General features: G+C 46.6%; 11 protein-coding genes. All 11 read right to left on the bottom strand.

Annotation, left to right across the window (positions count from 1 at the left end; all coding sequences use genetic code 11):
- Nucleotides 1–14: 14 nt before the first annotated feature.
- Complete coding sequence (locus tag HMPREF9441_RS03910) at nt 15–1,571, bottom strand: RagB/SusD family nutrient uptake outer membrane protein (protein WP_008618262.1); 1,557 nt, start codon at nt 1,569–1,571, stop codon at nt 15–17.
- A 181-nt stretch (nt 1,572–1,752) separates the two neighbouring features.
- Entirely contained in the window at nt 1,753–4,935 is a 3,183-nt protein-coding gene (locus HMPREF9441_RS03905) for a SusC/RagA family TonB-linked outer membrane protein (protein WP_008618259.1), read from the bottom strand.
- Nucleotides 4,936–4,955: 20 nt separating this feature from the next.
- Nucleotides 4,956–6,536, bottom strand: coding sequence for a fasciclin domain-containing protein (locus tag HMPREF9441_RS03900; protein WP_008618257.1), 1,581 nt, complete (start codon nt 6,534–6,536; stop codon nt 4,956–4,958).
- Nucleotides 6,537–6,552: 16 nt separating this feature from the next.
- Nucleotides 6,553–8,415: a fasciclin domain-containing protein gene (locus HMPREF9441_RS03895; RefSeq protein WP_244949603.1), complete on the bottom strand. Its 1,863-nt coding sequence runs from the start codon at nt 8,413–8,415 to the stop codon at nt 6,553–6,555.
- A gap of 11 nt (nt 8,416–8,426) precedes the next feature.
- The gene (locus tag HMPREF9441_RS03890; protein ID WP_008618253.1) at nt 8,427–9,971 is read right to left on the bottom strand and encodes a RagB/SusD family nutrient uptake outer membrane protein; all 1,545 of its coding nucleotides are present in this window, start codon (nt 9,969–9,971) and stop codon (nt 8,427–8,429) included.
- A gap of 8 nt (nt 9,972–9,979) precedes the next feature.
- A complete protein-coding gene (locus HMPREF9441_RS03885; RefSeq protein WP_008618251.1) occupies nt 9,980–13,279 on the bottom strand; it encodes a SusC/RagA family TonB-linked outer membrane protein in 3,300 nt (1,099 codons plus the stop codon).
- 17 nt (nt 13,280–13,296) lie between these two features.
- Nucleotides 13,297–15,954 (bottom strand): hypothetical protein, encoded by a 2,658-nt coding sequence (locus tag HMPREF9441_RS03880; RefSeq protein WP_008618249.1) that lies wholly within the window; start codon nt 15,952–15,954, stop codon nt 13,297–13,299.
- Nucleotides 15,955–17,040: 1,086 nt separating this feature from the next.
- Nucleotides 17,041–17,727, bottom strand: coding sequence for an SGNH/GDSL hydrolase family protein (locus HMPREF9441_RS03870; RefSeq protein WP_008618237.1), 687 nt, complete (start codon nt 17,725–17,727; stop codon nt 17,041–17,043).
- A 7-nt stretch (nt 17,728–17,734) separates the two neighbouring features.
- Complete coding sequence (locus HMPREF9441_RS03865) at nt 17,735–19,849, bottom strand: alpha-galactosidase (RefSeq protein WP_244949602.1); 2,115 nt, start codon at nt 19,847–19,849, stop codon at nt 17,735–17,737.
- Between the two features lie 25 nt (nt 19,850–19,874).
- Nucleotides 19,875–22,277 (bottom strand): alpha-galactosidase, encoded by a 2,403-nt coding sequence (locus HMPREF9441_RS03860; protein ID WP_244949601.1) that lies wholly within the window; start codon nt 22,275–22,277, stop codon nt 19,875–19,877.
- A gap of 152 nt (nt 22,278–22,429) precedes the next feature.
- Nucleotides 22,430–24,700 (bottom strand): glycoside hydrolase family 3 N-terminal domain-containing protein, encoded by a 2,271-nt coding sequence (locus HMPREF9441_RS03855; protein ID WP_008618234.1) that lies wholly within the window; start codon nt 24,698–24,700, stop codon nt 22,430–22,432.
- Nucleotides 24,701–24,767: the final 67 nt, after the last annotated feature.

Genomic DNA, 24,767 nt, shown 5'->3' with positions numbered 1-24,767 from the left:
TATTCTTACATACACTATTTCATGTACCAACGCTCTTCTTCCATCAAGGCCTGCTCCATTCTTTCCGCATTTTCTCCGAAACGTTTGGAAACCTTTTTAGCCATATAAGCCGGATATTGGTTACGATGACGAGCCACCCTCAGCAAATCAAAGAACCTGTTGCCTTCAAAACATGTCTCCGCCGCCATTTCATCCACGATACAGTCTTCCACAAACAAGATGGAATCTTCCAACGTTCCAGTTGAAGTTTCCGTATTGAAATCCGGGATGATATAAAATTCATTATCGTATGGAATACCGTTTCCCCGTCCACGAGTAGCCGTACCTACGTTGTCTGCAAAGATGTCTTCCGTGAAATCCGTGTATATTTCCCCTTTGCGTTCACTCTGTTTAACCCGATTAGGATTTTCAAGCGTCGTGGCATTCAATCCATATTTTAAAACCGCAAAAGCCATCGTCGGTTTTTCCAAACGGTTCAAGGCTTCAGCCAAACGGAGGTAAACATGAGAAACCCGATATAAAGGCAAAGTCCGCTGCAGGTACAATCCCCCCAAAGCCTCATTTTCGGGGTCGCTTCCCGACACTGAAGTATTGTCCATGTTGAAAAATTTACATATATATGTAGCTGCAACATTGTTCAGTGTCATTGAACCATAGGCTGAAGGATAAACCTGACCTCCGGCAAGAATAGCTTGCCCCCGCATGTCTCCATCACAATATCCGGACACCGTCGGCTTTCCTTCTACGCCTACCACATATAAAGCGTTTGACATTTCGTCCACAAAAGATTGCGCCGGAGCAATAAAAGCCTTGTCGTTGTAAGACATGCGGAGCAACAAAGGATGGTAAGCCTTTGCGTCCGAACTGTAAACAAAGGATGATACAACCTCGCTGCTAGCATAAGACAGCCCCGATGTATGTGTAAAATACGAAAAGCCCCTACGGGATATGTCAAGCCATGAATTACGATACATCGATGTCACCATCAGTTCCCGTTCCTTTATCAGCCTGTAATATGCGGTGGCCGCATTCGCATATTGGTTCAAGAACAGGTATAAATCGCCCAAAAGCATGTCCACCGGAATAAATACCTTATCAAGGTTCAAACCATCCACGGAACCGTAGTTCAAATCCCTGACTCCGATATATGGTTTCAAGTCTTCTATCAGAAGCTCTGCCAACTGTTCTTGGTTTTTCTGTGGATAATCCTTCAAACTGGCTTCCAAATCCAAAATCGGAGTTTCAATCCAACTGACTTCGCCACAAAGCAACGCCAATTGCCAATAAGTCCATGCCCTTAACACTTTGATTTGTGCGAATTCAGGTATCATAACTTTATCTTCGTAATCAACCAAAGTCGTATCCATGTGGGCTATCGCGTAATTACAATTATTAATGACCTGATAATAATCATTCATCATCTTATACTGGTTGGAAGCAGAAACCTCAAATTTGGATATTTCCTGAAGGTCCACATCTGCATTGACCGTGGTCTCCATTAAATCGCCACGTAGTTCCCCCATCAGTACATACCTATCTCCTAACTTCTGAATTTGAGCCAGTATCCCCATGATGGAATACAGCGAATCATTGGGAGAATCCAAGCGATTCCCCGACTCAAAAACGACCGAAGTCGAATCTGTCTCAAACATGTCGGAACAAGCCGTAGGTACTAATAACCCTAAGCAAATCCATGCTCCCCAAACCGTCTTCATGTTCTTTATATTCATCTTCATAACCGACATTTTTACATTATAAATTGATATTCACACCCAACTGAAACGATCTGGACTGGGGGGTCAACCCTCCATCAATGCCCTGTTCCAATACAGATGTACTATAAGAAAACTCCGGGTCGACACCCAAATACTTCGTCAACGTACAAACATTGTTCACGGCAGCCCAAACAGAAAGGCTTTGAATAAAATTCTGCCTCATCGGAACATGATAAGTAAGCATCAAACGTTTGAACTTCAGGTAAGAAGCATCTTCGATCCAACGATCCGAGAAACGTGAATTTCCCATAGGGTCGTCATACGTGGCACGAGGAATATCCGTTTGCTGCCCGTTGCCCATCCATCTGTTTTCCATGGAGGAAGACTGGTTATACAAACTCTTTCCCGACTCCAAACTGGCACGCAAAGCATTATAAGCATCATTCCCCAACGAATAAGTAAACAACGCTCCCAGCTCCAGATTCTTCCATTGGAAAGTCAGATCGAAGTTTCCGTAAATGTCCGGATTCGGGTCTCCTATTACCACTCGGTCCTCTTCATTGATAATTCCATCCTTTTTCACATCCACAAAGCGCATATCGCCGGCTTGGAAGGGCACGCGTTGCCCTGAAGAAGAAAGGATGGCCAGACCAGCTTCGGTCGCTTCTTGCGAAGTGGAGTAGACCCCGTCCGTAAGATAACCATAAAATACACCCACCGGGCGACCAACCTCGGTCAGCACTTGTCCGTCACATACTTCGGTAATGAAACTTCCATTTTCCAAGGACGTCACCTCGTTTTTGTAATGTCCGACTGTTGCCCCGATGTTTAATTTAAAGTCACGCATATCCAATGCCCGAACCTTCACGGCGACTTCCAAACCATTATTTTTCATTTCTCCGTCATTGTCCCAGAAATATTCCAGCCCAGCTTCATCATTCAGCGGCCTACGCGTTACCAAATCTTTAGTACGAGAGAAAAAGACATCGGCATTCACAGCCAAACGATTTGAAAACATACTAAAATCCAAGCCGATATTGGTTCTTGCCGTAGTTTCCCATTTCAATTTCTCATTGCCGATATTAGCCAAAACCAAGCCCGTAGCATCCTTAACGAAAGACGTAGAAGTAAAATAACTTCTATTGGCGAAAAGCGGAAGGTTATCGTTGCCCGACATCGTATAAGCCACACGGACTTTGAGATTGTTGATAAAATCCACATTTCGCATGAACTTTTCCGATGAAACCAACCAAGCCCCGGAGACAGACGGGAAATACCCCCAGGAAACACCACATAAATCTAATCCTCCTGCTTCACGGCCAAAACGCGAAGACGTTTCCAAAGACATGCCGACATTGAAAAAGTAACGGTGCCGGTAAGCATAATCCGCATTAAAATACCAGGCCGCATTCCGATCCGTATACTCATATCCGGTCAATGTACGGAGGTCGCTGTTTGTATTGGAAAGCGCAGTCATATAGTCGCTTCCCGTATTATACCCCTGTCCCATGGTATAACGATAATAGGTATTGTAAAAGCGGCCTCCGACACGTGCATTCAAGTCATGCCGCCAGTCCTTCAGAATCTGCCATGCCAAATAACCATCTACAGACATGGATGTCTGCCGGGCCATGAAATTACGCACCTCATTCAACGCCGTTTCGTAAATCTCTCCCCTGTCGGTATACAACGGCTCATTGGAAACACCGTAATCTGGTATAAATAGGTTTTCATTCTCTTTGTCATAAGAAATCCCGAATAAAGCAGCAACCTCCAAGCGGTCCGTTATCTGATAACTCGGCCTTAGGTTCAAATTAAAACGATATTTATCCAACTCGGGAACGTCTTCGCCTGTCAACGCCAAGGGGTTACCGATATTCAATTCGTCGACATCCGTCAAACGCCCGCTGAATGTCCCATTGTCGTTGTACTGCCACGGAGCATACAACGGGGACTTTACCAATGATAGGAAATAAGGTGAACGCATGCCGTCCAACCCTTCAAAAACAGTCCTGCGCCCTGTTTGCGCATAAGAGATGTCGGTCTGGATTTTAAAATCCTCCGTCAATTTGATGTCTGAATTAAAACGTACGTTCAAACGGTTGAAACTCGTCCCGTCTATGTTTCCGTCGTTCTTGGCATATCCCAAGGAGAAACGATAAAGCGCAATATCATCCCCACCGGCAACCGAAATGCCATAGTTTTGGATAAATGACGTCTTGTTGATTTTATCCGTCCATTTCGTATCGTTGTGTACCGCACGGTAAAACGAACGGGTCGGGTCGTCATTGGTAAACTGGAAACCTTCAACTTCATTGCGGTCCATACCGGACATAATATCTGTCGCATAACGCCGATAGGCCGCCGCACCCATCAGAGGCAGACTTCCAAAAGGTGTCTGAAATCCCATAGAAATATTCGCTTCAATCTGGGTGGCCATTTCACGTGCACGTTTCGTGTCTATCAGTACCACACCATTGGCACCCTTAGCTCCCCAGACCGCAGAACCGTTCTTTAAAATCGTGACTTTTTCAATATCCGACGGGTCAAGCAAGGTCAAAGGGTTATTATAATAATTATCCACAGCACTGGCTACTTGATCCTGCATCTGCCATATCACACCGTCCACCACAAACAAAGGTTGGGCAGAAAGGTTCACGGAATTATATCCCCTGATAAAGAACGAGGAACTGCTACCGGGATCCCCCGAGTGGGAAATAGCACGCAACTGACCGTTTAGCAACGACGTCATATCATCGGTCATGCTCAAAGTTCCGGATGTAAACCCATCCACCACGGCTTCACCGTCCGACACAGACATCCCGTCGTCATAGTACGCATGTCCGGATACCGTAAACAATGATACATTGACTTCATTGCGCCCTTTCACCGGTACGACCTGTCTTGAATATCCGGGTGCCTCTACATAAAGCGCCACCGACAAGTCCGGCACTCCAATCTCATAATTTCCGTTCTCATCCGTCATGGCAGAAACATTCAAATTAGGAGTCGTCACACGGGCACCGGCAAATCCTTTTTTCGTCACAGCATCTATTATCCGTCCTTTCACTTTATAGGGCATATCCGTTTTCTCCGTCCTCACCGCAACACTATCATTTTTTCCCATATCCTGTGCTACGGCAAGCTCTGACAACACGATAAATCCCATCACGGCACTTATCACTTTTACTGAATGGTATTTTGATATATTAGTCATCATACTTATGCTTTAATGAGTTTCTAATTATTTTTTGCAGGAACGAATCTGATCCGATCTATCCTAAACCGCCGTACATACTTTACATTCAACTCCGCATTTGTCACATTCGTTTTTATTTCCAACGTCGTTTTCGGTGATATCTCATTCACTTTATCGGCATTGCCTTCATCTAAATACCACATTGCATCGTAAAAATCAGAAGTCGGGAATTGATATGCGCTCCATACTTTCACCGTTTTCATATAGACATCTCCCACGCTGTCTCCTCCGACAATCAGTTCTTCATCATTTTTCCCCTGACGGTTTTCATATTTAGTTCTACCATTTTCTTGTTCCACCTTCATTTTATAAGACAGACAAGTCTTTTCAGTCGCACGACTGTTGCCGTCGATTGCAGGAGGAACGAAATCGACATAAATATCATATTTGGTAGCCAGCACATTGGGAATATCGAATGTCACGCCCGGATTCAATGAAGAACCGGAAACTTCCAAATAACTGTTTTCACTAATCCCCTTTACCACACTGGTTCCGTCAACATCCCGTACATAAGCTGAAGTACCTGAAGCCGTAACCAAACGTCGGTCAAGATCTTCACCTTCCACTATTATAGGCTGATTCCACACACACGTATCATCCAGATGGAGATTCCCGTCAGCCAAAAACATCAAGCCGTTGGAAGCCAACTCCTGCCGGTATCCGGCAAAATAATCTTTTGTACTACGTATGACATTTCCGGTTACAGTGACCAAAGTATCAGCACTTCCGGGGTCTGTTATCCGACCGCCGAAAGTCAATCCATATACAATGGCCTGCCCTGTCTGCACTTTCGTGATAGAATCCGCCACAGCTTCATCGGCATTATAGACTTTGAAATAGGGACTGACTTGCTCATACGCTTTATCCCAAGCCTCATTGTCCGGTAAGATCATGGTATACACAGAATCTTCATCGTGAATCCATCCTATTCCATAATAATAATTCTGCAACAGGCGATTATAGTCCTTAAAAACAGAGTCCTTCTTATTGCTCCCTCCCGAAACATAGATTTTCTCCGAGAACTGGTTTATAAAGTCATATATCTTTGAATAATTCTCTTGAGTGGAAATATACTCCCAGAAATTATAACGATAAGGTATGGTGTCATTCAACTTATGCAAAATTCCGTTTTGTGCCAATATATCCTTCTGCACAATGGATATGCCGTTGAATACATCTGCCGATTCATACGACATGACTTTCCCATCCAACATGTATATGGACTTCCCGACTTCTGTTGCAGTCGAATTGGAATAACGGGCTATATGATTCTTTACCATTCGTTGCAACGCAGCCTCGTCATCCATATCCACAGAAGACAGCGCTTCATCGACTGGAGCCCAAACCGTATAAGTCTGTGTCGAGGTCAGCAAAGAGTCCGCACCTGTCTTCATCAGGATTTGACTAAACTTGGTCAACTGACTATCATTAAGAATCATATCCATTAAACTTACCTCAGGGATGCTTCCGTTCCGGCTGTAATGTTCATCCCAGTCATCGTTACAAGAAACGATTGAACCTCCGATGCCTAATATCAGGCAAATTATACCTTTATATCTCATACGTTCATTTCCTTATTTAATCACGTCCTTCATCCCTAATCATATCCGTAGGAATAAATTCAATATAGTCTAATTGAAAACCACGCCCCTTAAAGTCCACACTCCTTGCACGGAACGTATGTGCTCCATACTCCTCAAAATGGAATTGTCCCACGATGTAACGCAAAGCAAAACTTACATCGCGCATGGGCACATTATCCCATCCTCCATGCCAATACCATAAAGCTTCCGGTGCTTTCATGTATCCCCGGTTGCGCATCATCTTGTCATTCTCGACCCCATCGTCATTGGTTTCACTATCCTTTACCCAACCCACGCGAGGATCGTCTCCGTTGATTCTCAAGTCCACAGGAGTACCTGCAATATTTCCATCCACATACATTTGTCCCATTCCACGCGTACCGCCGGAGTTATAACCGATACGCATTTCATAGTCACCGGGAGGCAGCGGAATCATACGCAATGTAAAATCATAGCTTTCCTGCATCACCAATTCATCTCCTTGGAAATCGGCCCAAGCATCATCCGCTTGAAAAACACAGACTCCGGCATCGTTATAGGTAAAATACTCGCCGCAGAATTCCGGCGTCACCGTATATCCGTTCGTACCTTCCGGACGCGTACTGCCATAGCACTTCCAACGTATATTGTTGTTCGTCAGATGAGGTATGCAAGCAAAGAAGTCGAAACGGATTCTTTCATGCAACACGTCTTTCTCCATGACTTCTTCGTCATATACCAATATGCCGTCTAAAGTATGTATGAAACCGTTGATCGCATCTACGTTACTTTCCTTCTCAATCACCCTTAACGAAGTATTATCGCTGTTTTTGGCATTAAGCCTGTTGCCGGCCTTGATTTTTATCAAACGATAAGTGTACATCGTTTCATAATATTCCGTCCGTTCATCGGCATAATCGGGATTAGTCGTTTCCCCCGTGTATAAAAACGAGTTGGTAGCCATTTGGCGATTCAGCATGTGATAGGCTATAAAACGGTTCAAAGGGTTGTTTTTACTTTTGTAGTTCCCCAAATCTTCCGAACCATAATACGTTCTGGCATAGTTCTCCATGCTGGGAAGATCCGTGATACCGTTCGCTTTCAGAAGCTCATCCGTTTCGCAAAACAGCGTATAACCTAACTTCAGTTTTTCGGGAACAGCCAAGACCAACCCTATGATCTGGTACTTGTCCGTATTAAAGGAATTCACATAATCTTCGTCATAAAGTTCCGTCATTTCATCTGCCCAGCCGGAAGCCTCGTATGCTTCGGCCCAAAGTTCAAATCCACCGTGCGCTCTCAGTGTCTCCAACAAAGTTTTCTCGGAAGGTTCGATAACTTCATCTACAATATGGACTACTCCGTTATGCACTTCGTGATCCCCGCTGATAAGCGTAGACTTCTCATTGACGTAAATACGCCGTTCTTCCCCTTCCTTACCAAAAGAGATAAGCAAATACCGGTCCGACAACGTGGGTTCAGACAATGCGCCTTCTTCAAATTCATCCACCAAGATTTCTTTGGTCGCATTACGTATTACACTATTGTAGACAATCTTTTGCTTCTGCTCCAGACTCATGCCGTCCCATGACAAGCCCTTTTCTGCCAGATATTTATTAATCGCATCATTCGTAGGTGCAAAACAGGTAAAGTGGCCGTACACTTCCAACAAAGCCGTTTCCCCACACTCATCCATCAGTTTATAAAAGAGGGACAACTCTGGAGTCTTCTCACAAAATGAAGCCACAGTCTCTCCCGTAAAGGTGTACATCGCATCTTCCTTGATATCATCGCTGTTGCAGGATGACAATCCGCCGACACCAACAAGCAGCAAACTTAGTGCGCATGCTTTAATGACTGACAAATATCTTTTATCCATATCCATAATTTTCAGTTTTTAGAAATATCTTCAGAAGCCATATAAAACCTATTCTGTACCAATAATGGATTTACCCGAAGTTCCTCTTCATGAATAGGAAGATAAATAGCGTCCTTATCGTCAAGTTTACTTCTCACTGTCGTCTCATCCAAACTCATAGACGTATATTTGCGCATCAAATAAGTATTTACGATATTCGTGGGAGAACCTTCCCTGCGCATACGGCGTACAAGGTCGAAATAGCGTTTCCCTTCAAAAAGGAATTCACGCTGACGTTCGTCGAAGACCAGATTACGGACTTCGGACTGGTTCGTGTATTTTCCTTTCAAACTGCCTTCCTCCAAGTCCGGATGTGCCCGGTCGTAAGTATATGAAACCAAGTCCACAGCCTCCTCCAGATTAGCGGCCCCACCGATTTCAGCCAATGCTTCGGCCTTCATCAAATAAACATCCGGCAGCCTGTAAATAATCCAATTGTTCGACCCGTCGCCGTAACCGAAAATCGGATTTTCATAATCCTGCGCACTACAATAGGCCACATATTTTTTTATGGCATACAAGCCATCGCCAACATATCCTTGTACGTGCCTTAAATCCAATCCGCCGAAGAAATCCGAACCGGCACTCAAATCGTAGGCCGACAACAAGGCATTCACGTCCGTTCCTCCGTAAAAAGTCCGGACCGCTCCGTTCTGCGTATTATTATCGAACTGTAACTCCCAAATGCTTTCATCCGAGTTTCCACTGTAAAACACAGCATTAGAAAAATTGGACGAGGGCAACAAGGTCAGAGGATTATCCCTCGATGCCAATATTTTATCACAGTATGCTATGCAGTTCTCATAATCATTCAACCACAAATACATGTCGGCCAATAAAGCCCAAACAGCCTTCTGCGTCACCCGTCCTTTAGTATAATCGATATTATCCGGATATTCTTTCACCGCAAAGTCTTCTATGGACTTCAAATCGGTAATCAAAGTATCCAAAATACTTTCACACGTAGATTGTGCCACCTCGTAAGTACGCGTATCGTCAAGGTAAGGCTCCTCTACATACGGGACATCATTAAACGCCCGCACCAAAGTAAAATAACAAAAAGCACGTATGGTCTTGGCTTCCGCCAGATACTGTTTCAAATGTTCTTCCGTGAAGTCAGAATCATATTCACGTACCATGGGAGCGTTCTTGATTAACGTATTGCAGATATTAATCACGGTATATACCTCGCTCCATTTTACGTATCCGTTAGCGGCGTTGATATTGGCATTTAAGATATACCCCAAATCGGTATCCGATCCCGTCCCCGGCACAACATTGTCCGAACGAACCTCGCCCCACACGATAAGCCGCCTCATAAAGCCGTCTTCGTTCATCGCCCTGTAACAAGCTCCGACTCCACTCAGTACGTCCTGCTCATCTTTCCAAAAATCCTCTGCCACCATTTCCGACTGAGGCAGCAAAGTAAACCAATCGTCACAAGCCACCGTCATTCCCAAAACAGGAAGCAAGAATAAAGCACGTATTTTCAAAAAAAACTTTTTCATTTCTACCATTTTTTAAGTTAAATGCCCACCGTTAAACCGAAGGTAAAGTAACGAGAACGCGGAGTCCTGTTCTTATCCTCACTCACTCCTATATTATTAGGTGATATTTCCGGGTCTGCTCCCGTATATTTGGTCACGGTCAAGAGATTATTCAAGGTCAAAGACAAGTTCAACGTATTCAGATGAGCCTTTTTCAACATCTTCGGGTCGAAAGAATAGCTCAACGTCAACTGTTTGAAACGTAAGAACGAACCATCTTCCACAAAACGGTCACTGCCCAGATAGTTATAACCGTACTGATAAAGCGCACGAGGAATCTCCGTCATATCGCCATCCTTACGCCAACGCCAGTTCGTAGCGATCGACTGGTTATTGGTGGAGTACATGTTTTCTGCATCCATACGTCCGTAATTGATGATTTTTCCACCTACACGGTAATTGAAAAACATGTTCAATGTCAGGCGTTTCCAACGCAGCGTCGCACCGAATCCTCCGTCAAACTTCGGGTTGGAATTACCCAAGTACACGATGTCCAGTTCGTCGATGGTACCGTCATGATTGATGTCCTCATAAATGGCATCTCCTCCACGGAAACGGTAAGCATTCGAAGTCCCGTAAGCAAAATACATGGGAATGGTTTCTCCCTTGCCGTCCAAGACCACATTTCCATTCTCGTCGCGTACGACCGGAGCCGTGGCGTCCGGATTATCAGGCTGATATTTATCATATTGATATACGCCTTTATACCTGAAGCCATATATGGAACCGAAAGAGTTGTTAATTTGCAACCGGGTCAAGTATCCTCCGTTGGTATAGTTGAAATCCGGGTTATAATTATTCAGCACATTCTCGTCCAATTCAATGATGGTATTCACATAATTGGAGAAGTTCAGGCTTAAGTCCAAAGTCCAGTCTCCACGCTTCACCATGTTATTGGTACTGAATTCCAATTCCCAGCCGTCGTTATCCATCGTTCCCGCATTGACATACGACACCGACCCGAATCCGGTGGAAGAAGGAATCTTCTGGTCCTTAAACAACAAGTCTTCCGTACGGCGATGGTAGACATTGGCCACCAGTTTGTAACGCCAGTCGAACAAGGTCAAGTCCACGCCCAAGTTATAAGAGGTAGAACGCTCCCATTTCAGGTTCGTCAGTTGCAACGAAGAGGGCTTGATAGCGGGCAAATCAATATAATTCGAACCGTAACTGTTATAGCGGCTTAAATATAAATACTCATAATCCGGCCGGTTACCCGTCACACCCCAACCCAAGCGTAAGGCGAACTCAGACATCCAGTTGTCGGCAAAGTCCATGAACTTTTCTTCAGAAATAAGCCACTTTCCGGAAACAGCCGGGAAAAATCCCCACCGGTTGCCGGGACCGAAGCGAGAACTGCCATCCCAACGGGCGGTCAAGTCCAGAATATAACGGTCCAACAGGAAATAATGCCCGCGGAACAGAAACGCCATATTGCGCCCTTCGCTCTTCCCACTGTTAAACGTAGTCAAATGTCCCTCGGAAGTCACATCCGTCCCCACAGTAGAGGCCAAACCATACCGCTCGAACTCCTGATATTGAGAGTTTGATATATCCATCTGCCAACCGGCATACAGCATCAAAGACTGCCGCTCCCCGAGGTCCGGTTGCCAAGTGATATTATGGTCTGTATAAATGGATACGGCCTCAGACTCTTTGCTGTAAGACTTGTTCACGCTTCCGTCATTCCAGTTCTTGGATGTGGTTTCACGTGGCAGGAACTTCGTATCCTTCACGTTCTCCGAGTCGAACTTGACATAACCGGCATAACGCAACTTGGCGGTTTCCGCCGGATCCAGGAAATCATACTGCAAACGCAATGTCGGCATAATACGCATATTCGTCTGTTGGTACGAAGCCAAGTATGCCATCGCTACAGGGTTCTTCAAGTTCTTCTGGTCGTCATTCAACTGCGAGTTTTGTGCGATATTGAAATACACATCCGTGTTGTTCCCATTCTTGTCTTGCCGGAAGACGGATGCGTTCGGCATCTTCTTACGGGCGATGTCCAACAAGTTTCCACCCTCCTCATTGTTCTTGTCATTATCCGTATAAGTGATGGCAAATTCCGTAAAGAACTTCAAACGGGAAGACACGGCATACTCCAAGTTCATCCGGTTGGAAAAACGGTGCAGCTCCTGCCCGATGATGGTACCCGTCTGCTTATAGTATCCGAAAGAAGCCCTGAACTTCGCCTTTTCACCTCCTCCGCTGACCGAAAGGTTATGGTCGTGCGTAAACCCGTATTTGGAAACCTCATCCACCCAATCCGTATTATTGTTGAAGTTCTCGAAGTCCTGGGCTGTTCCGTATGCATCCACAAACTGCGCCTTGTCGTAACTATATTCCGGGATATTGCAATCTTCCTGGTTCCGGTTGAAGTAAGCCTGCTTCATCAGCATCGTATAATCGTCGCCATTCAACAATTTAGTGCCTTCAGGCTGCTCCGACCCGGAGAAACGATAAGAATAACTCACCCGTGTAGGCCCCGTCACACCCTTCTTCGTCGTAATATCAATCACACCATTGGCTCCGCGAGAGCCCCAAATAGCCGCTGCCGCACCGTCTTTCAACACCGTAATCTCTTCTATATCGTCCGGACTGATACACAGCAATGAAGCAAATTGTTCCTGGTCGGCCGAAGCGAAATCAAAAGAAGCGTCGATATTGCTTTCAAACGGGATGCCATTCAACAGAATCAAAGGTTGCGAATTGGAATTGATAGAAGTGATACCCCGGATACGCATCACGGAACCACTGCCCAAGTCTCCTGAGTTCGCCACGATGTCCAGTCCGGCAATACGCCCTTGCAAGGCATCGTCGATGGAAGCCACAGACACCCCTTCGATAGCTTTCGTATTGAACTTCTGCATGGCTCCGGAATATTCCCGTTCCGGTATGGCCAAACCGCCTCCTCCCACGAGTTTGGAGGCTTTTACAGTAACCTCCTTCATGACATTCTGGGATTCCAGTTTCACATCGAATTTGCGTTTGTTCCCTATGGACACAGTCAATTTCTTATACCCGACAAAAGAAAAATTCAAGGAGTTGTTGGGATTCTTGATTTTCAGAGAGAAGTTTCCGTTGAAGTCAGTCAAAGCCGAAGAATAAATACGGCCATTCTTGTCTTGTTCTATCACGGTCGCCCCGATAAACCCCTCGGGTTCGTCTTCTGCATATACCTTTCCGGTCACTATCACACCTCCATTTTGGGCAAGCAGTCCATTGTGACAGAAAAGCAATGCAAACCACAATAATATAGCATATACCTTATTCATAATCTTTTATTTAAAGTCTATTTTTGATAATTAATCGCATGGTCCACCAAATGCAATACGGCTTTTGACGAAGACAAGATTTGAGTGGCCAACGTATAGTCGTTGTTGTTCACGATATAGTCACGGGTCAATACATTATAATCCTCTTGATTCGATGTGATGACTTTGGCCTGCTGTGGACCTCCGCTCCCGTTTTCCGGCTCAAAAGTGATACTGCTGCCGTCACTGCTCGCTTTGACATACACAAAGATTCCCTTATCATCCCGCGCGGCCGTCGGATAAGCCTTGTCTTGGTAAGAAACTCCGCTCACCGGCAACATGCCGTCTATAAAATGGAAGCGCAGGAAATTCAACAAATAGCGTGTCCAATCTGCTTTCACATCCAAATCCGTCTGGGCACTGATTTCGTCCCACGTATGCAGGTCGGGGTCGTCACGGAAAGTCTCTTCCAACGCTGCACGCGTAGGCACCAGCACGGTATAACGGAAATTATTAAAGGAAGTCACTACCGGTCCTATGCCGGACATCTTGCTGTTCTCCCCCTCGGAAGTTTCAAAAATCGGTTCTATATCTTTATAGTCTTCGTTATCGGCCAGGGACAAAAAGACATCGTCATTCCCGACCAACAAATCAAAAAATGCGCGATAATCTTCATTGGCACTCATTGTATAGTAGACCGACTTGAAAGGATCCTGCAAAATCCGGTCTATAAAGAATGTACGGCCATTGTCCATCTCATAGCGTGCCTTTCTATGGTCTTTCTCTAAAGTAACAACCTCTGCCTCAGGCAATCCCATTTCCTGGTCACCTCCTCCTTGGACTTTCACCTGTTCGCCCGTTCCGGAAACCGCAAGCACGGAGCCGCCCTTTGTCAGCACATACGGCAAAGTACCCTCATCGATGAAACCGGAAAGAGGTTCATCGTCATTATCGGCCACCACAATATGCATGTCCAATATGTCTTGCAAGCGGTTAGCGACCTCTTCGGCCCCTTCCGTATCCAGGGCATCCGCCCCGACCGTCCGCAAAAGCGCGCCTTTCGAGCCGTCTTCGTTCGTATCATATACGTCTGCAACCACTTTTCCCATCTTCACATAAAAAGACCAGATTTCCCGCTTGTCAACTCCTTCATTCGCCCAAAGTGCCCATGTGATGGGATCCCGGTAATTCGCCATGGCATCGTCTGTCGGGACAAGCAAGTTATATTGGTTATCCATAGAACGCAGGTAAAGGTGGTATTTCAGGTTGTTCACGTCATCCATATCATCGTTTTTAATGGCTGCGGACATGGTGGTTGTCGTGTCGGCCGTCAACACCGGACCGTACACGGCCTGATAATCCACGGGCGGATAGACTTTGTCCGTCATATACACGATACCGTTGCATGCGATGTATGCCTTTTGTACATCCTCCTCCTTTACAGACATCTCAAAACCGGCATTATCCGTCATGATATCCCAATTATGAGGCAAAGAAGTCAAGAAAGACAAACGCTGATGGTTTTGCAGGAAAACTGAAATCACATTCGTAGGCACCTCGTCCCAGTCTCCGTAAGAATCCCGTAAGAACTGTCCGCGCGACGACTCCCAATAATCTTCCATGGCCGCATCGGAAGGGACGAACATGACTCCCATGTCCGTATTCCCGCCATAAACATTATTCGACGGGTCGAAAGCCAACGTCCCGTAGCCCATAATATCCACTTTTTCATCCGGGTCGGAAGAAAAATCTGTTTGGTTAAAATAACGCTTTACAAACACGGAATCCTCGATACTCCCCGCCCCGTAATAAGCTTTCACGGCATCGTCCACACTCCCGTCATAATACGGATAAGCAAACTTTTCCATCAGACCGGCAAAAGTGTTCATCTCCGCCGTCGAATTGATAACTTCCGACATATTGGGAGCGGGAGCCACTACGTCGTCCGCAATATGCAAATAACCGTTCTTGCAGGTCACATCCTTCCGATTGGACTCCACATGAGCGTCATTCACATAAAATCCCTGAGTATCATAGGGCTTGTCCGTCTCTCCTTTCATGATTACCGCCCAATCGGCTTCTGTCAGGCCGGAAGTCGAAAAGAATTCCGGTGTCCAATATAATACCATTTTAGAACCGTTGTCAGCCAAATAAGCCCCCTTGCGCTCGCGAAAACGGTTCCAAAAAGCAGTCTTCGGCAACGCGGCCGGCTTCACAAAAGAAATACTGTCTAAATAAGAAGCAGACGTTGCACGCCTTAAAGCGATGCCTTCCCCAATCCCCTGGTCGTTTGAAGAAACATTAGCCAGCATGTGACTCAAGTAAGTCATATTCAGCATAGAGGAATTAAATAAATAACGCTTTTCCGAAGCGGACATATTGTGAATCAGTGTCGGCCCGTCGCCTGTAAGTCCCTTTGAAAGGAAGTAACGGGAAAAGGCCTCGTCATTAGCCGGAAACATGGTCTTACTCCCCGTAAGCCTCAAGGTCTCCTTATATCCTAAATCGTTCACCAACGCCAAATAGCAGTCAAACTGTCCGCTCGACTCCAAATATTCATAAATATTGGCACCCAACCAACTCGGTTCCTCATTATCATAAATATAGTCATCCTTGCATGAATTCAACAAAGGAAAGCCTAACACGATGTATAGGCACCACCTCACGACCTGCTTTACATTTCTTTCCGCATGCATCTGTTTAGTATTAGAGATTTATACTTTTTAATATTTCACACCGCCTACTTTTCTTCATTTCGGCAATACAAATTTAGCGGATATTTGGTCATTTGGAAATAGAAAGTTGCATCAAAATTTAAAAAATACAGTTCATAGCAACAACAATCACCCGTATTGGCCCCGTCATAACGCAAATAATACCGTATGAGCATTAAATGTTTCTCTTTTAGTTCTCATGAGTGTGTCATTTACACTTTGCAACAAAAGAGACAGAATCGTTTAACTCTTTTAACGATTCCGTCTCTTTTCATTTTCTTCCGCTCCGGCAAATATATGCGCCGTCTCCTTTATAATCCGCCAGGAAACGCCGGCCATCCACTTTTGATAAAAGCAGAATGGCGGCACTCAAACTTACCCGCCTCCGCGAGGAAGGCAAGCCGTTCGTTTACCGAACGCCCCAGTCCATTCATATCATAACGTCGGATTTTCCGGATTTGGGCAGACAAAAAGAAAGGTAAATTCGATTTATTTACAGCAAGAGAAGCCCGTCATGGAAGCGTTCCACGCATTTTTCAGCATGTTTTAAATACATATTTTGGCATTTCAGCCTGTTTTTCCACCGTTTTTAACTCCAAACGCGTTTCAATCTCAGCCGAACGAAAAATCGCTTGGCTGAAGAAACACTTTTTTTCTCCGCACATCATTCCGGCAACCTCTGTACATCGGCTGAAAAACGGCCTGAAAACGGAAAACGAACGTACCCTCTCGGGACGTTTTTTCTCTATTTGGAACGTTTTCCCCGACAAAAACAAAATATCAGATTGACGGGAAAACATCGACATATACTTGCACTTCAACCGTCCGCATACAGTAAGACCTATCTTCCGACAGACTTCGTGACAGGTCAAATCCGCATATCGCTGACAATACGTTTCCGCCTCCCTACATGAGAATCGCATATTTCCGGAAATCTTCGGAAGAGGGGACGAATACCGAAATCTCGCGCACCGGACATTGACATTCTGACAAAATGAAAATCCGGCCCTTATGCCCCTGAAAGGACATAAGAACCGGACTTTTATAAAAAACGCTTTTAAGACCGTTCTACTTCGTCTTCGGCAAAGCCTCCTCCACGACTTTGGCCACTTGCCGGGCCAAGGCATCGAATCCGGCCTCTACAGGATGCGTGCCGTCTCCCCCGGCATAATATTCGGGATGGTCTGCCACAACGCCCCACAAGTCGTTGACCTCGATACCCTGCGACTTCACATATTCCGTCGCGATGGCATTACGGGCCTTCATACGCTCCGTGATTGGAGCAAAGTCCTTCATCCCTTCACCTTGCCGTACCGGCGTAATCGTGGCCCAAATCAGTTTGGCATCAGGCGCGTACTTCCTGATCAACGCCACATACTCCGGAAAGGCCTCCGCATACTCTTCCTCCGTATAATCGAAGCCATGCAAACCATTGTTGAAATGAATCACGTCGAAATGATTGTGCTTCAGTATGGCCGCCACTTCATCGAGCAAGGCAGGGTCGCCCACACTCTTCGAACCGGAAAGCCGCCCCACGTAGGCTTTGCCTTCCAACAACTTTTCGACTTTGGGGTGATACCCTCTCGTGATGGAATTGCCGAGCAACAGGACGTGAGGCTTGTCCGTCTGGTTGGCCCCCGTCAACCAGACATCGGACCATTCGATGTATTCGCGGGCAATATGTTCCTGTGCCCCGGCGGGAGCACAGAAACCTATAAAACCGAATAGAACGGCCGAAAAAAGTACTTCTCTCATGACGTCCCTACTTTTTTAAGAAACGGTATATCTTGGCGTCTTTTCCGGGTACGGTGTAAGAAAGGCCGTCCTTGCCGACCTTCACATCGTCTCCGCTCCACAATTCCTTGACAGAAGAGAAAGAAGACGGGGAAAGCCCCAAACGCTCCAAAGCCACCTTACCGGCAATCTGGTTGTCTTTATAATTCACAACAGACACATACAAATACTTTTCCGTATCCAAGACGAAACAGTTCTCCGCTCCGTCGCCCTTGTCGTTGTACTCACGATAGCCATACACCGGACGGGCCGAACGGCCGAAATCCGCCATTTCGTTTACGTCCTTGTTCATCAAAATCTTTTGGGCGCGTTCGCGGGAAAGTTTGGCATCCCCACGTCCGGACTTGTCCTCCAAGTTGTAATTGTCCGACACCAATACCATCCCCGACACGGCACCATTGGTGATACGGGCACGGTTCTCGCCTTCCGTTTCCTTATCGGCATCGTTTCCTACCAGCACGAGATGGTCCGGGTCGTTATATTGGTAGAACTCATTCGTCCACCAACCGCCCGACACGGCGTTCAGGCTGTATTCCGACTGTCCGATCTTGCCCCAAGTGTCGCAAGCGATACGGCGTGAGTTCCCGTACTGATAAGGGAATATCGGAGCGATTGAAAGGGCGATGAACATCGGTTCGCCTTTGTCCACCTCGCTGATGAAGTGGGAGAAACCTTCGTTATAAGCCTCCACAGCCGTGGTCACGTCCTTATTATAATAGGAGTCGGCCTGCACCATGCCGTTGCTGGTAAAGTCCACTTTCAAGTATTCAAACCCCTCTTTTTTCTTGTTCTGCACTTCACGGCTGATAAATTCTTTCGTTCCGGGATGCGTGGGGTCGAGGCAATACGCACCGTCCAGCTTGGCCGGTTTACCGTTCACCTTAATCACACATTCATACCCTGTATATTGACTTCCTTCGCAAATCTTCTGATACAACATTGCCTCGTTCCACCACAGACAGAAAGGCGTGACGTACGAGCCAGGCACCTGACCGTTCTTCTTCGCCACTTCCGTGAACTTGGTGCGTTGCTCGCTGTTCATGCCGTCCCAAGCATCGATACTCATGATGTTGATGCCTTGGCTGTTGCAAAATCCATTCGGTTTCAATGTCTCCTTGAAGTATTCGGAAACAGCCACGTCCACATCATAGCTGTTCTTGTCCGACATCACACCCCAGCTCTGCCAGCCAAAGGGTGTACCACGCTTCCATGTCTTACGCATGGGTTGCACCAAAGTATTGGCCCGGGCATACTCCTCCATTCCATTACGCCAATCAGCAAAAGCTCCGATGAACATCAATGCCGAACGCACCTCCGGTCCCCACACCTTCCCGTGCGGCAGCTCGTCGCGCGTTTCTTGGTTCGACACACCGGAGAACACCTTCAACGCTTCCACGCGACTGTCGCCCGAAGCTTTCACCTCCACCGCACTCTTCCAGCGGTTATGCTCCACCGAACCCAGCACGATGCCCCGGCGACTCTCTCCTGCGTAAAGCGCGGAAACCTCGTAAGAGGTCATATCGCCCGTCAAACGGTTCTTATGGTAACGTACGAAACCATCATTGTCGAAAGGCACTTTCAACATGCGGTTCGTCTGCGCCGGAGCGTACAGGTCGTAGGGCGTAGCCACCGCTACGGGCGCAAGGTAGTTGGAACGAAGGGAAGCATCCCCCTTCAATACGACATCCGTCAACACGTAATCCCGTCCCTCATATACGTAAAACTCTTGCGTAAGGGTCACGTCGTCGCCACTGGCAGGCGATGAGAAGACAAACGTATGGCACGTCCCCTTTCCAAAGGCATCGTTCACCGTCCGCTTTTGGTAGTCGGCCTCTGCGCACGAAGCCGAACTGATACGGAAACCGTCCTTACCATGGATGTCGTACGTAGCCTCCGGCACCGACCTCATGAATACGGGCCGGTAAGCCTTCCCGCCGTTATACTCCACATTGAATTGTTTTCCATTCTCTACGTACGTGATGCGCAAATCGCCCGCCTTGATGACCACATCTTCCGCCATAGCCGCCACAGCCGGGAACAGGCATGCGCACCACATTGTGCAAATCACTCCTTTCTTACTCATTTTCATATAATTATATCACAATCTTTTAATATACCAAAGTTTTGCAGACTTCTTTCGTTCCATCAGCATAGTGAATCCTCACCAGAGCCATACCGTTGAAATGTGGCAAGTCCAATTCCACTTGGGTACGACCTGACAAGTCCCTCGTACCGTTCAGACGTCCCTGCATATCATAGACCTCTATGCGATTCATATCTTTACCGGAATAAACCATCAAACGCTTTCCTCCGAGGGGTACGACTTTCGTTCGAGCCATTGCTTCATCTTCCATGTCTTTCACTCCACTGCCTCCCGTTTTCTTAAAGCGGTACACACGTACATCTTTCTCTGGAACACTATACGGTAAGCTCCCGTCCACTTTTACTAATTCATTCGTCCAAAGCTCACGCACTTCGGAAAAAGCATCGGAAGAAATATCCAGTAAATCCAACGGTATACTACCCGAAAGCTCATTTTCCTGATAATTAAACGCCGCTACGTACAGATATTTATCGTTATCGAACATGAAGAAGTTTTCCGCTCCGTCGTAATTTCCATTATATTCCTTACAACCATATACAGGTTTGAAAGAACGTCCCATATCCGCCATCTCGTTAATGTCTTTATTCATCATGACCGTCTGCGCCACTTCACGCGACCGTTCTGCCCAACCTCGACCAGAACGGTCATTCAAACTGAAATTATCAGCCACAAGCAACATGCCCGTCACAGCCCCGGTAGTGAAACGCGCACGGTTTTCACCAATCGTATTGTTCAACTGGTCACCAGTCCCTATAAGCACCAAATGGTCTGGGTCATTGTATTGGAAAAGACGATCGGTCCACCATCCGCCGGATATGGCATTCATACAATATTCCGAATGGCCGATAGCCCCCCACGTGTCACAAGCGACACGCCTTGAATTAGCATACTGATAAGGGAAAAGCGGCGCGATAGAAAAGGCAGCAAACATTGCATATTTATCCATCTGACGCCGAATGTAGTCCATACCCTCGTTATAAGCCGCCACCGCTGTAGTTACTTCGGGATTATAATAAGAGTCTGCCTGTACAATACCACAGTTCACGAAGTCCATTTTCACGTATTTAAAACCGTATGTGGCCTGCGTACGCAAGAAATTTGCCATAGCACTCTTCGTATATGGATGTGTGGGGTCCATACAATAAGCACCATCATACCAAATGGGTTTACCATCCGCTTTGAGTACAACATCCCAACGCGTCCACTTTGTCCCGTCGGCAGCCTGCCCCAAGACATCGTCCCAGTTAGGATTCTCTCCGCTCCACATGGAGAAAGGCGTACTGTAACAACCCACCACTTGGTTCTTCTCCTTGCATTGGTTTATAAAGTTCAAATGTTCAGTATTGCTCATGCCGTCCCCTGCGTCAAGGCTGAATACGATATTCCCTTGATTATTGCAAAAGCCGCCTGGAACCAGCACTTCATGATAATAATCTGAAATCTCCACATCGGTAGCGTATGAGTTTTTCTCAGCCAATACTCCCCAACTCTGCCAACCGAAAGGCGTGCCAAGCGTCCAGCTTTCCGTACGCGGTGCCACAAGATTGTTGGCATCTGCAAATGTCTCCATTCCTGTACGCCAATCATCGAAATAGCCAATCAGCATACGGGCAGAAGTAATCACCGGTCCGTTCACCTTACCATGAGGAATAACATCACGCGTTTCTGAAGTTGACGCACCAGAATATACATGAAGTTCATTCACAGCCCCGTTATTCGACAAGTTGGCAGTGATGGCACTTTTCCACAAATTATGGTCTACTGAGCCCAACACCAAACCTTCCCGACTGCTTCCTTCATACAGAACCGACACCTCGTATGAAGTGACTTCTCCACTCATCTTATATTTTCCATAACGTCCGAAACCGTCATTATCAAACGGCACTTTCAGCATCCGGTTTCCGTCATTGGACATATAAAGCGTATAAGCCGTTCCGACCGAGATCGGAGCCAAATAATTGCTTCGGATAGCAGCATCCCCTTCCAAGGAAAGGTCTGTCAACATATAGTCCTGTCCGGGATAAATATAAAAACGTTGTTTCATCGTCACCCCGTCACCATTCTCAGGAAGACTGAAAGTAAAAGTATAGCACTTGCCCGTTCCAAATTCATCATCCACTGCAGCCTCATCATAAGAGACCTCGGCAAAGGAAGCTGTGGTCACCTCACGCGCCTCCCCTTCGGTATTATCATAACGAGCGGCAGAAGCCGAATGATTCACTACGCACTTCCGCGCAGCACCCTCTTCATTCAGAGCATTAATACGAAAGGCTTTCTCACCTTCCATATAAGTGACTTTCCACATCCCGTCCGTCACGACGATATCGTCGGCTTGCACAGCCATCGGCACAGTCCATAAGGACAATATGAACATTTTCTTTGAAATACGTATCCAATCTATTTTCATTGCTATTCGTTTAAGAGTTAATTTTCCAAGCATTATATTCACGGTCACAAAGAGACTAAAAAAAACAGAAAAACCGCAAGAATTACGGCGCAAAAAATAGAAAAAATGCTTCAGGCCGCTTCCTCAATGGAAAAAGCGGCCTGAAAAGGGAATTATTTCACTACTATCGTCTTCCGGAACACGATATCGTCTGAAGCATGTCCGACTTGTATTTCAAATTCGCCCGGCTCTACCAGACGGTGCAAAGTCTCGTTGTAGAATGCCAATTCATCGATAGGCATCTCCAAACGAACTTCAACCTCACCGCCCGCCGGCACTTCCACTTTCTTGAAAGCCTTCAGTTGCTGAATGGGCATGACCACCGAGCTGAATTTATCACGTACATACAATTGTACGACTTCCTTTCCGTCTCTCCGACCGGTATTCTTCACTTTCAACGTCACACTCAGCTTGCCTTGGCCTGAAAATACCGTATCGCTCAGGTGCACATCGGTATATTCGAAGTCGGTGTAACTCAAACCACGGCCGAAATTCCACAATGCGTAAGGCTTCTCGAAAATATAGTGGCCGTTTGGTTCCTCATAACTTCCACCTTGGTCGAACACTTGCTCGCGGTCGGAAGGATAATAATTATAATAACACGGTGTGTTACCCGTACTGCGAGGGAACGATACATTCAGACGTCCTGAGGGGTTCACTTTGCCCAACAAGACATCGGCCATGGCATTTCCCTGCTGTTCACCGCCATAGAACTGCAATACTACGGCATCGGCATGCTCTTTGGCCCAAGTCATAACCAAGGGTTTACCGGTAATGAGCACTACGACAACAGGCTTACCGGTAGCTTTCACCGCCTTCAGCAGGTCCAACTGCTTGCCGGGCAAATCCAGCGAGGAGAGGTCGAATCCCTCGCCCGAAGTCACGTTCTTTCCTTTCGCGCCCCGACCCAGCCAAACACTACGCGTACCGACTGCCACAATGGCAATATCGCTTTTCCGAGCCAATTCCACTGCTGCGGCAATACCGTCATCCTTTTGACTCCACCAATCGCAACCGTCCAACTGGTTTACCTGCACATCCTTGCCTACGGCCTGTTTCAACCCATCGAAAAGCGTAACACATTCACGATTGTCAAATTCCACCCAACCGTAATCACCTGCCACGCCGTAATTACTATTCGGTCCTAACACGGCAATGGATTTGTATTTTTTCAGGTCGAGCGGCAAAATATCATTCTTATTCTCCAAAAGCACGATGCTTTCGTCTGCCACCTTCTTGGCCAATGCCACATGTGCTTTGCTGCGCACCACCTTGTCCACTTTATCCGGGTCGCCGTAAGGGTCATCGAAAACACCAAGGCGGAACTTGGCAGCCAACACGCGGCGACAAGCGCGGTCTACGTATGCTTCATCCAATATGCCTTTGTTCACTTGGTCTTCCAATGTCTGATAAGCCCAGTCGTACACATCCATATCTATACCTGCTATCAAAGCCTTACGGGCAGCCTCTTCCGAAGTCTCTGCAGCAAAATGGAACGACTTCAGGCGGTCTACCGAGCCCCAATCGGAATATACAAAGCCTTTGAAACCTAATTCCCCACGCAACAAGTCGGTCATGAAATGGGCTGAATGCGCCACGGGTATCCCGTCGTATGCACTATAACATCCCATGATGGACACCGGATCGGCATTCTGGATGACTTTGGCAAACGGATAGGCATAAAGGTTACGCAACTCACGCTCCCCCCCCGGCACGGAGGCACAGTTTAATCCGCCCGTAGGCGTACCGTGCGCCACGAAATGCTTCGGCATGGCTCCTACACCCTCGGCCTGCGAACCACGTACGAAAGCCGTTCCCATCTCACCGATTAGAAAAGGATCCTCGCCAAAGGTTTCCTCTACACGTCCCCAACGCAAATCCCGTGCGATGTCCAACACGGGGCATTGCAACTGGCGAATACCGATGACATGGGATTCACGCCCGATGGCACGGGACATTTCTTCCACTAATTCCGGGTTAAACGTCGAACCCTGTGCAATAGCCTGCGGAAATATCGTGCACCCGTTTTGTGTCACCCCATTGATGCCTTCCACCGTTACCAAGGCCGGAATCCCCAAACGATTCTGCGTAAGCAAATATTCTTGCATTTTATTGAACAATAACGCAGCCTCCTTGGCCGACTTGCTCATTTCATGTACGCTCCCCGGACTTCCTCCCTTATAAGTATTTTCAATGGCATTAATGTCACTCGTAGAGTTGTTCTGCAATTGCAATACTTTTTCATGAAGGGTCATCCGGCGCAGCAAGTCCTCTACCCGTTCCTCTACAGGCAACGAAGCATCTTTGTACCTGGGCTTCTCTTCGGCCACGGACGAAATCGCACCGCATATCAAGAAAGCGGCAAATAAAAACTTCTTTTTCATTCCTTATTCTTTAAAAACTCAAACTATATAATTTTATTCAATATCTTCCGACTACAAAAATAACTCT

Origin of the sequence: Paraprevotella clara YIT 11840 (genome assembly GCF_000233955.1) — a bacterium.
Taxonomy (GTDB): Bacteria; Bacteroidota; Bacteroidia; order Bacteroidales; family Bacteroidaceae; genus Paraprevotella; species Paraprevotella clara.
Note: the sequence above shows the minus strand (reverse complement) of the source record. Positions and strands in the feature narration are given on the sequence as shown.

What these genes read in the sequence shown, in the direction of transcription:
- HMPREF9441_RS03910 (WP_008618262.1), bottom strand. Translation starts at nt 1,571, where the DNA reads ATGGGGATACTGGCTCAAATTCAGAAGTTAGGAGATAGGTATGTACTG.
- HMPREF9441_RS03905 (WP_008618259.1), bottom strand. Translation starts at nt 4,935, where the DNA reads ATGATGACTAATATATCAAAATACCATTCAGTAAAAGTGATAAGTGCC.
- HMPREF9441_RS03900 (WP_008618257.1), bottom strand. Translation starts at nt 6,536, where the DNA reads ATGAGATATAAAGGTATAATTTGCCTGATATTAGGCATCGGAGGTTCA.
- HMPREF9441_RS03895 (WP_244949603.1), bottom strand. Translation starts at nt 8,415, where the DNA reads ATGGATAAAAGATATTTGTCAGTCATTAAAGCATGCGCACTAAGTTTG.
- HMPREF9441_RS03890 (WP_008618253.1), bottom strand. Translation starts at nt 9,971, where the DNA reads ATGGTAGAAATGAAAAAGTTTTTTTTGAAAATACGTGCTTTATTCTTG.
- HMPREF9441_RS03885 (WP_008618251.1), bottom strand. Translation starts at nt 13,279, where the DNA reads ATGAATAAGGTATATGCTATATTATTGTGGTTTGCATTGCTTTTCTGT.
- HMPREF9441_RS03880 (WP_008618249.1), bottom strand. Translation starts at nt 15,954, where the DNA reads ATGCATGCGGAAAGAAATGTAAAGCAGGTCGTGAGGTGGTGCCTATAC.
- HMPREF9441_RS03870 (WP_008618237.1), bottom strand. Translation starts at nt 17,727, where the DNA reads ATGAGAGAAGTACTTTTTTCGGCCGTTCTATTCGGTTTTATAGGTTTC.
- HMPREF9441_RS03865 (WP_244949602.1), bottom strand. Translation starts at nt 19,849, where the DNA reads ATGAGTAAGAAAGGAGTGATTTGCACAATGTGGTGCGCATGCCTGTTC.
- HMPREF9441_RS03860 (WP_244949601.1), bottom strand. Translation starts at nt 22,277, where the DNA reads ATGAAAATAGATTGGATACGTATTTCAAAGAAAATGTTCATATTGTCC.
- HMPREF9441_RS03855 (WP_008618234.1), bottom strand. Translation starts at nt 24,700, where the DNA reads ATGAAAAAGAAGTTTTTATTTGCCGCTTTCTTGATATGCGGTGCGATT.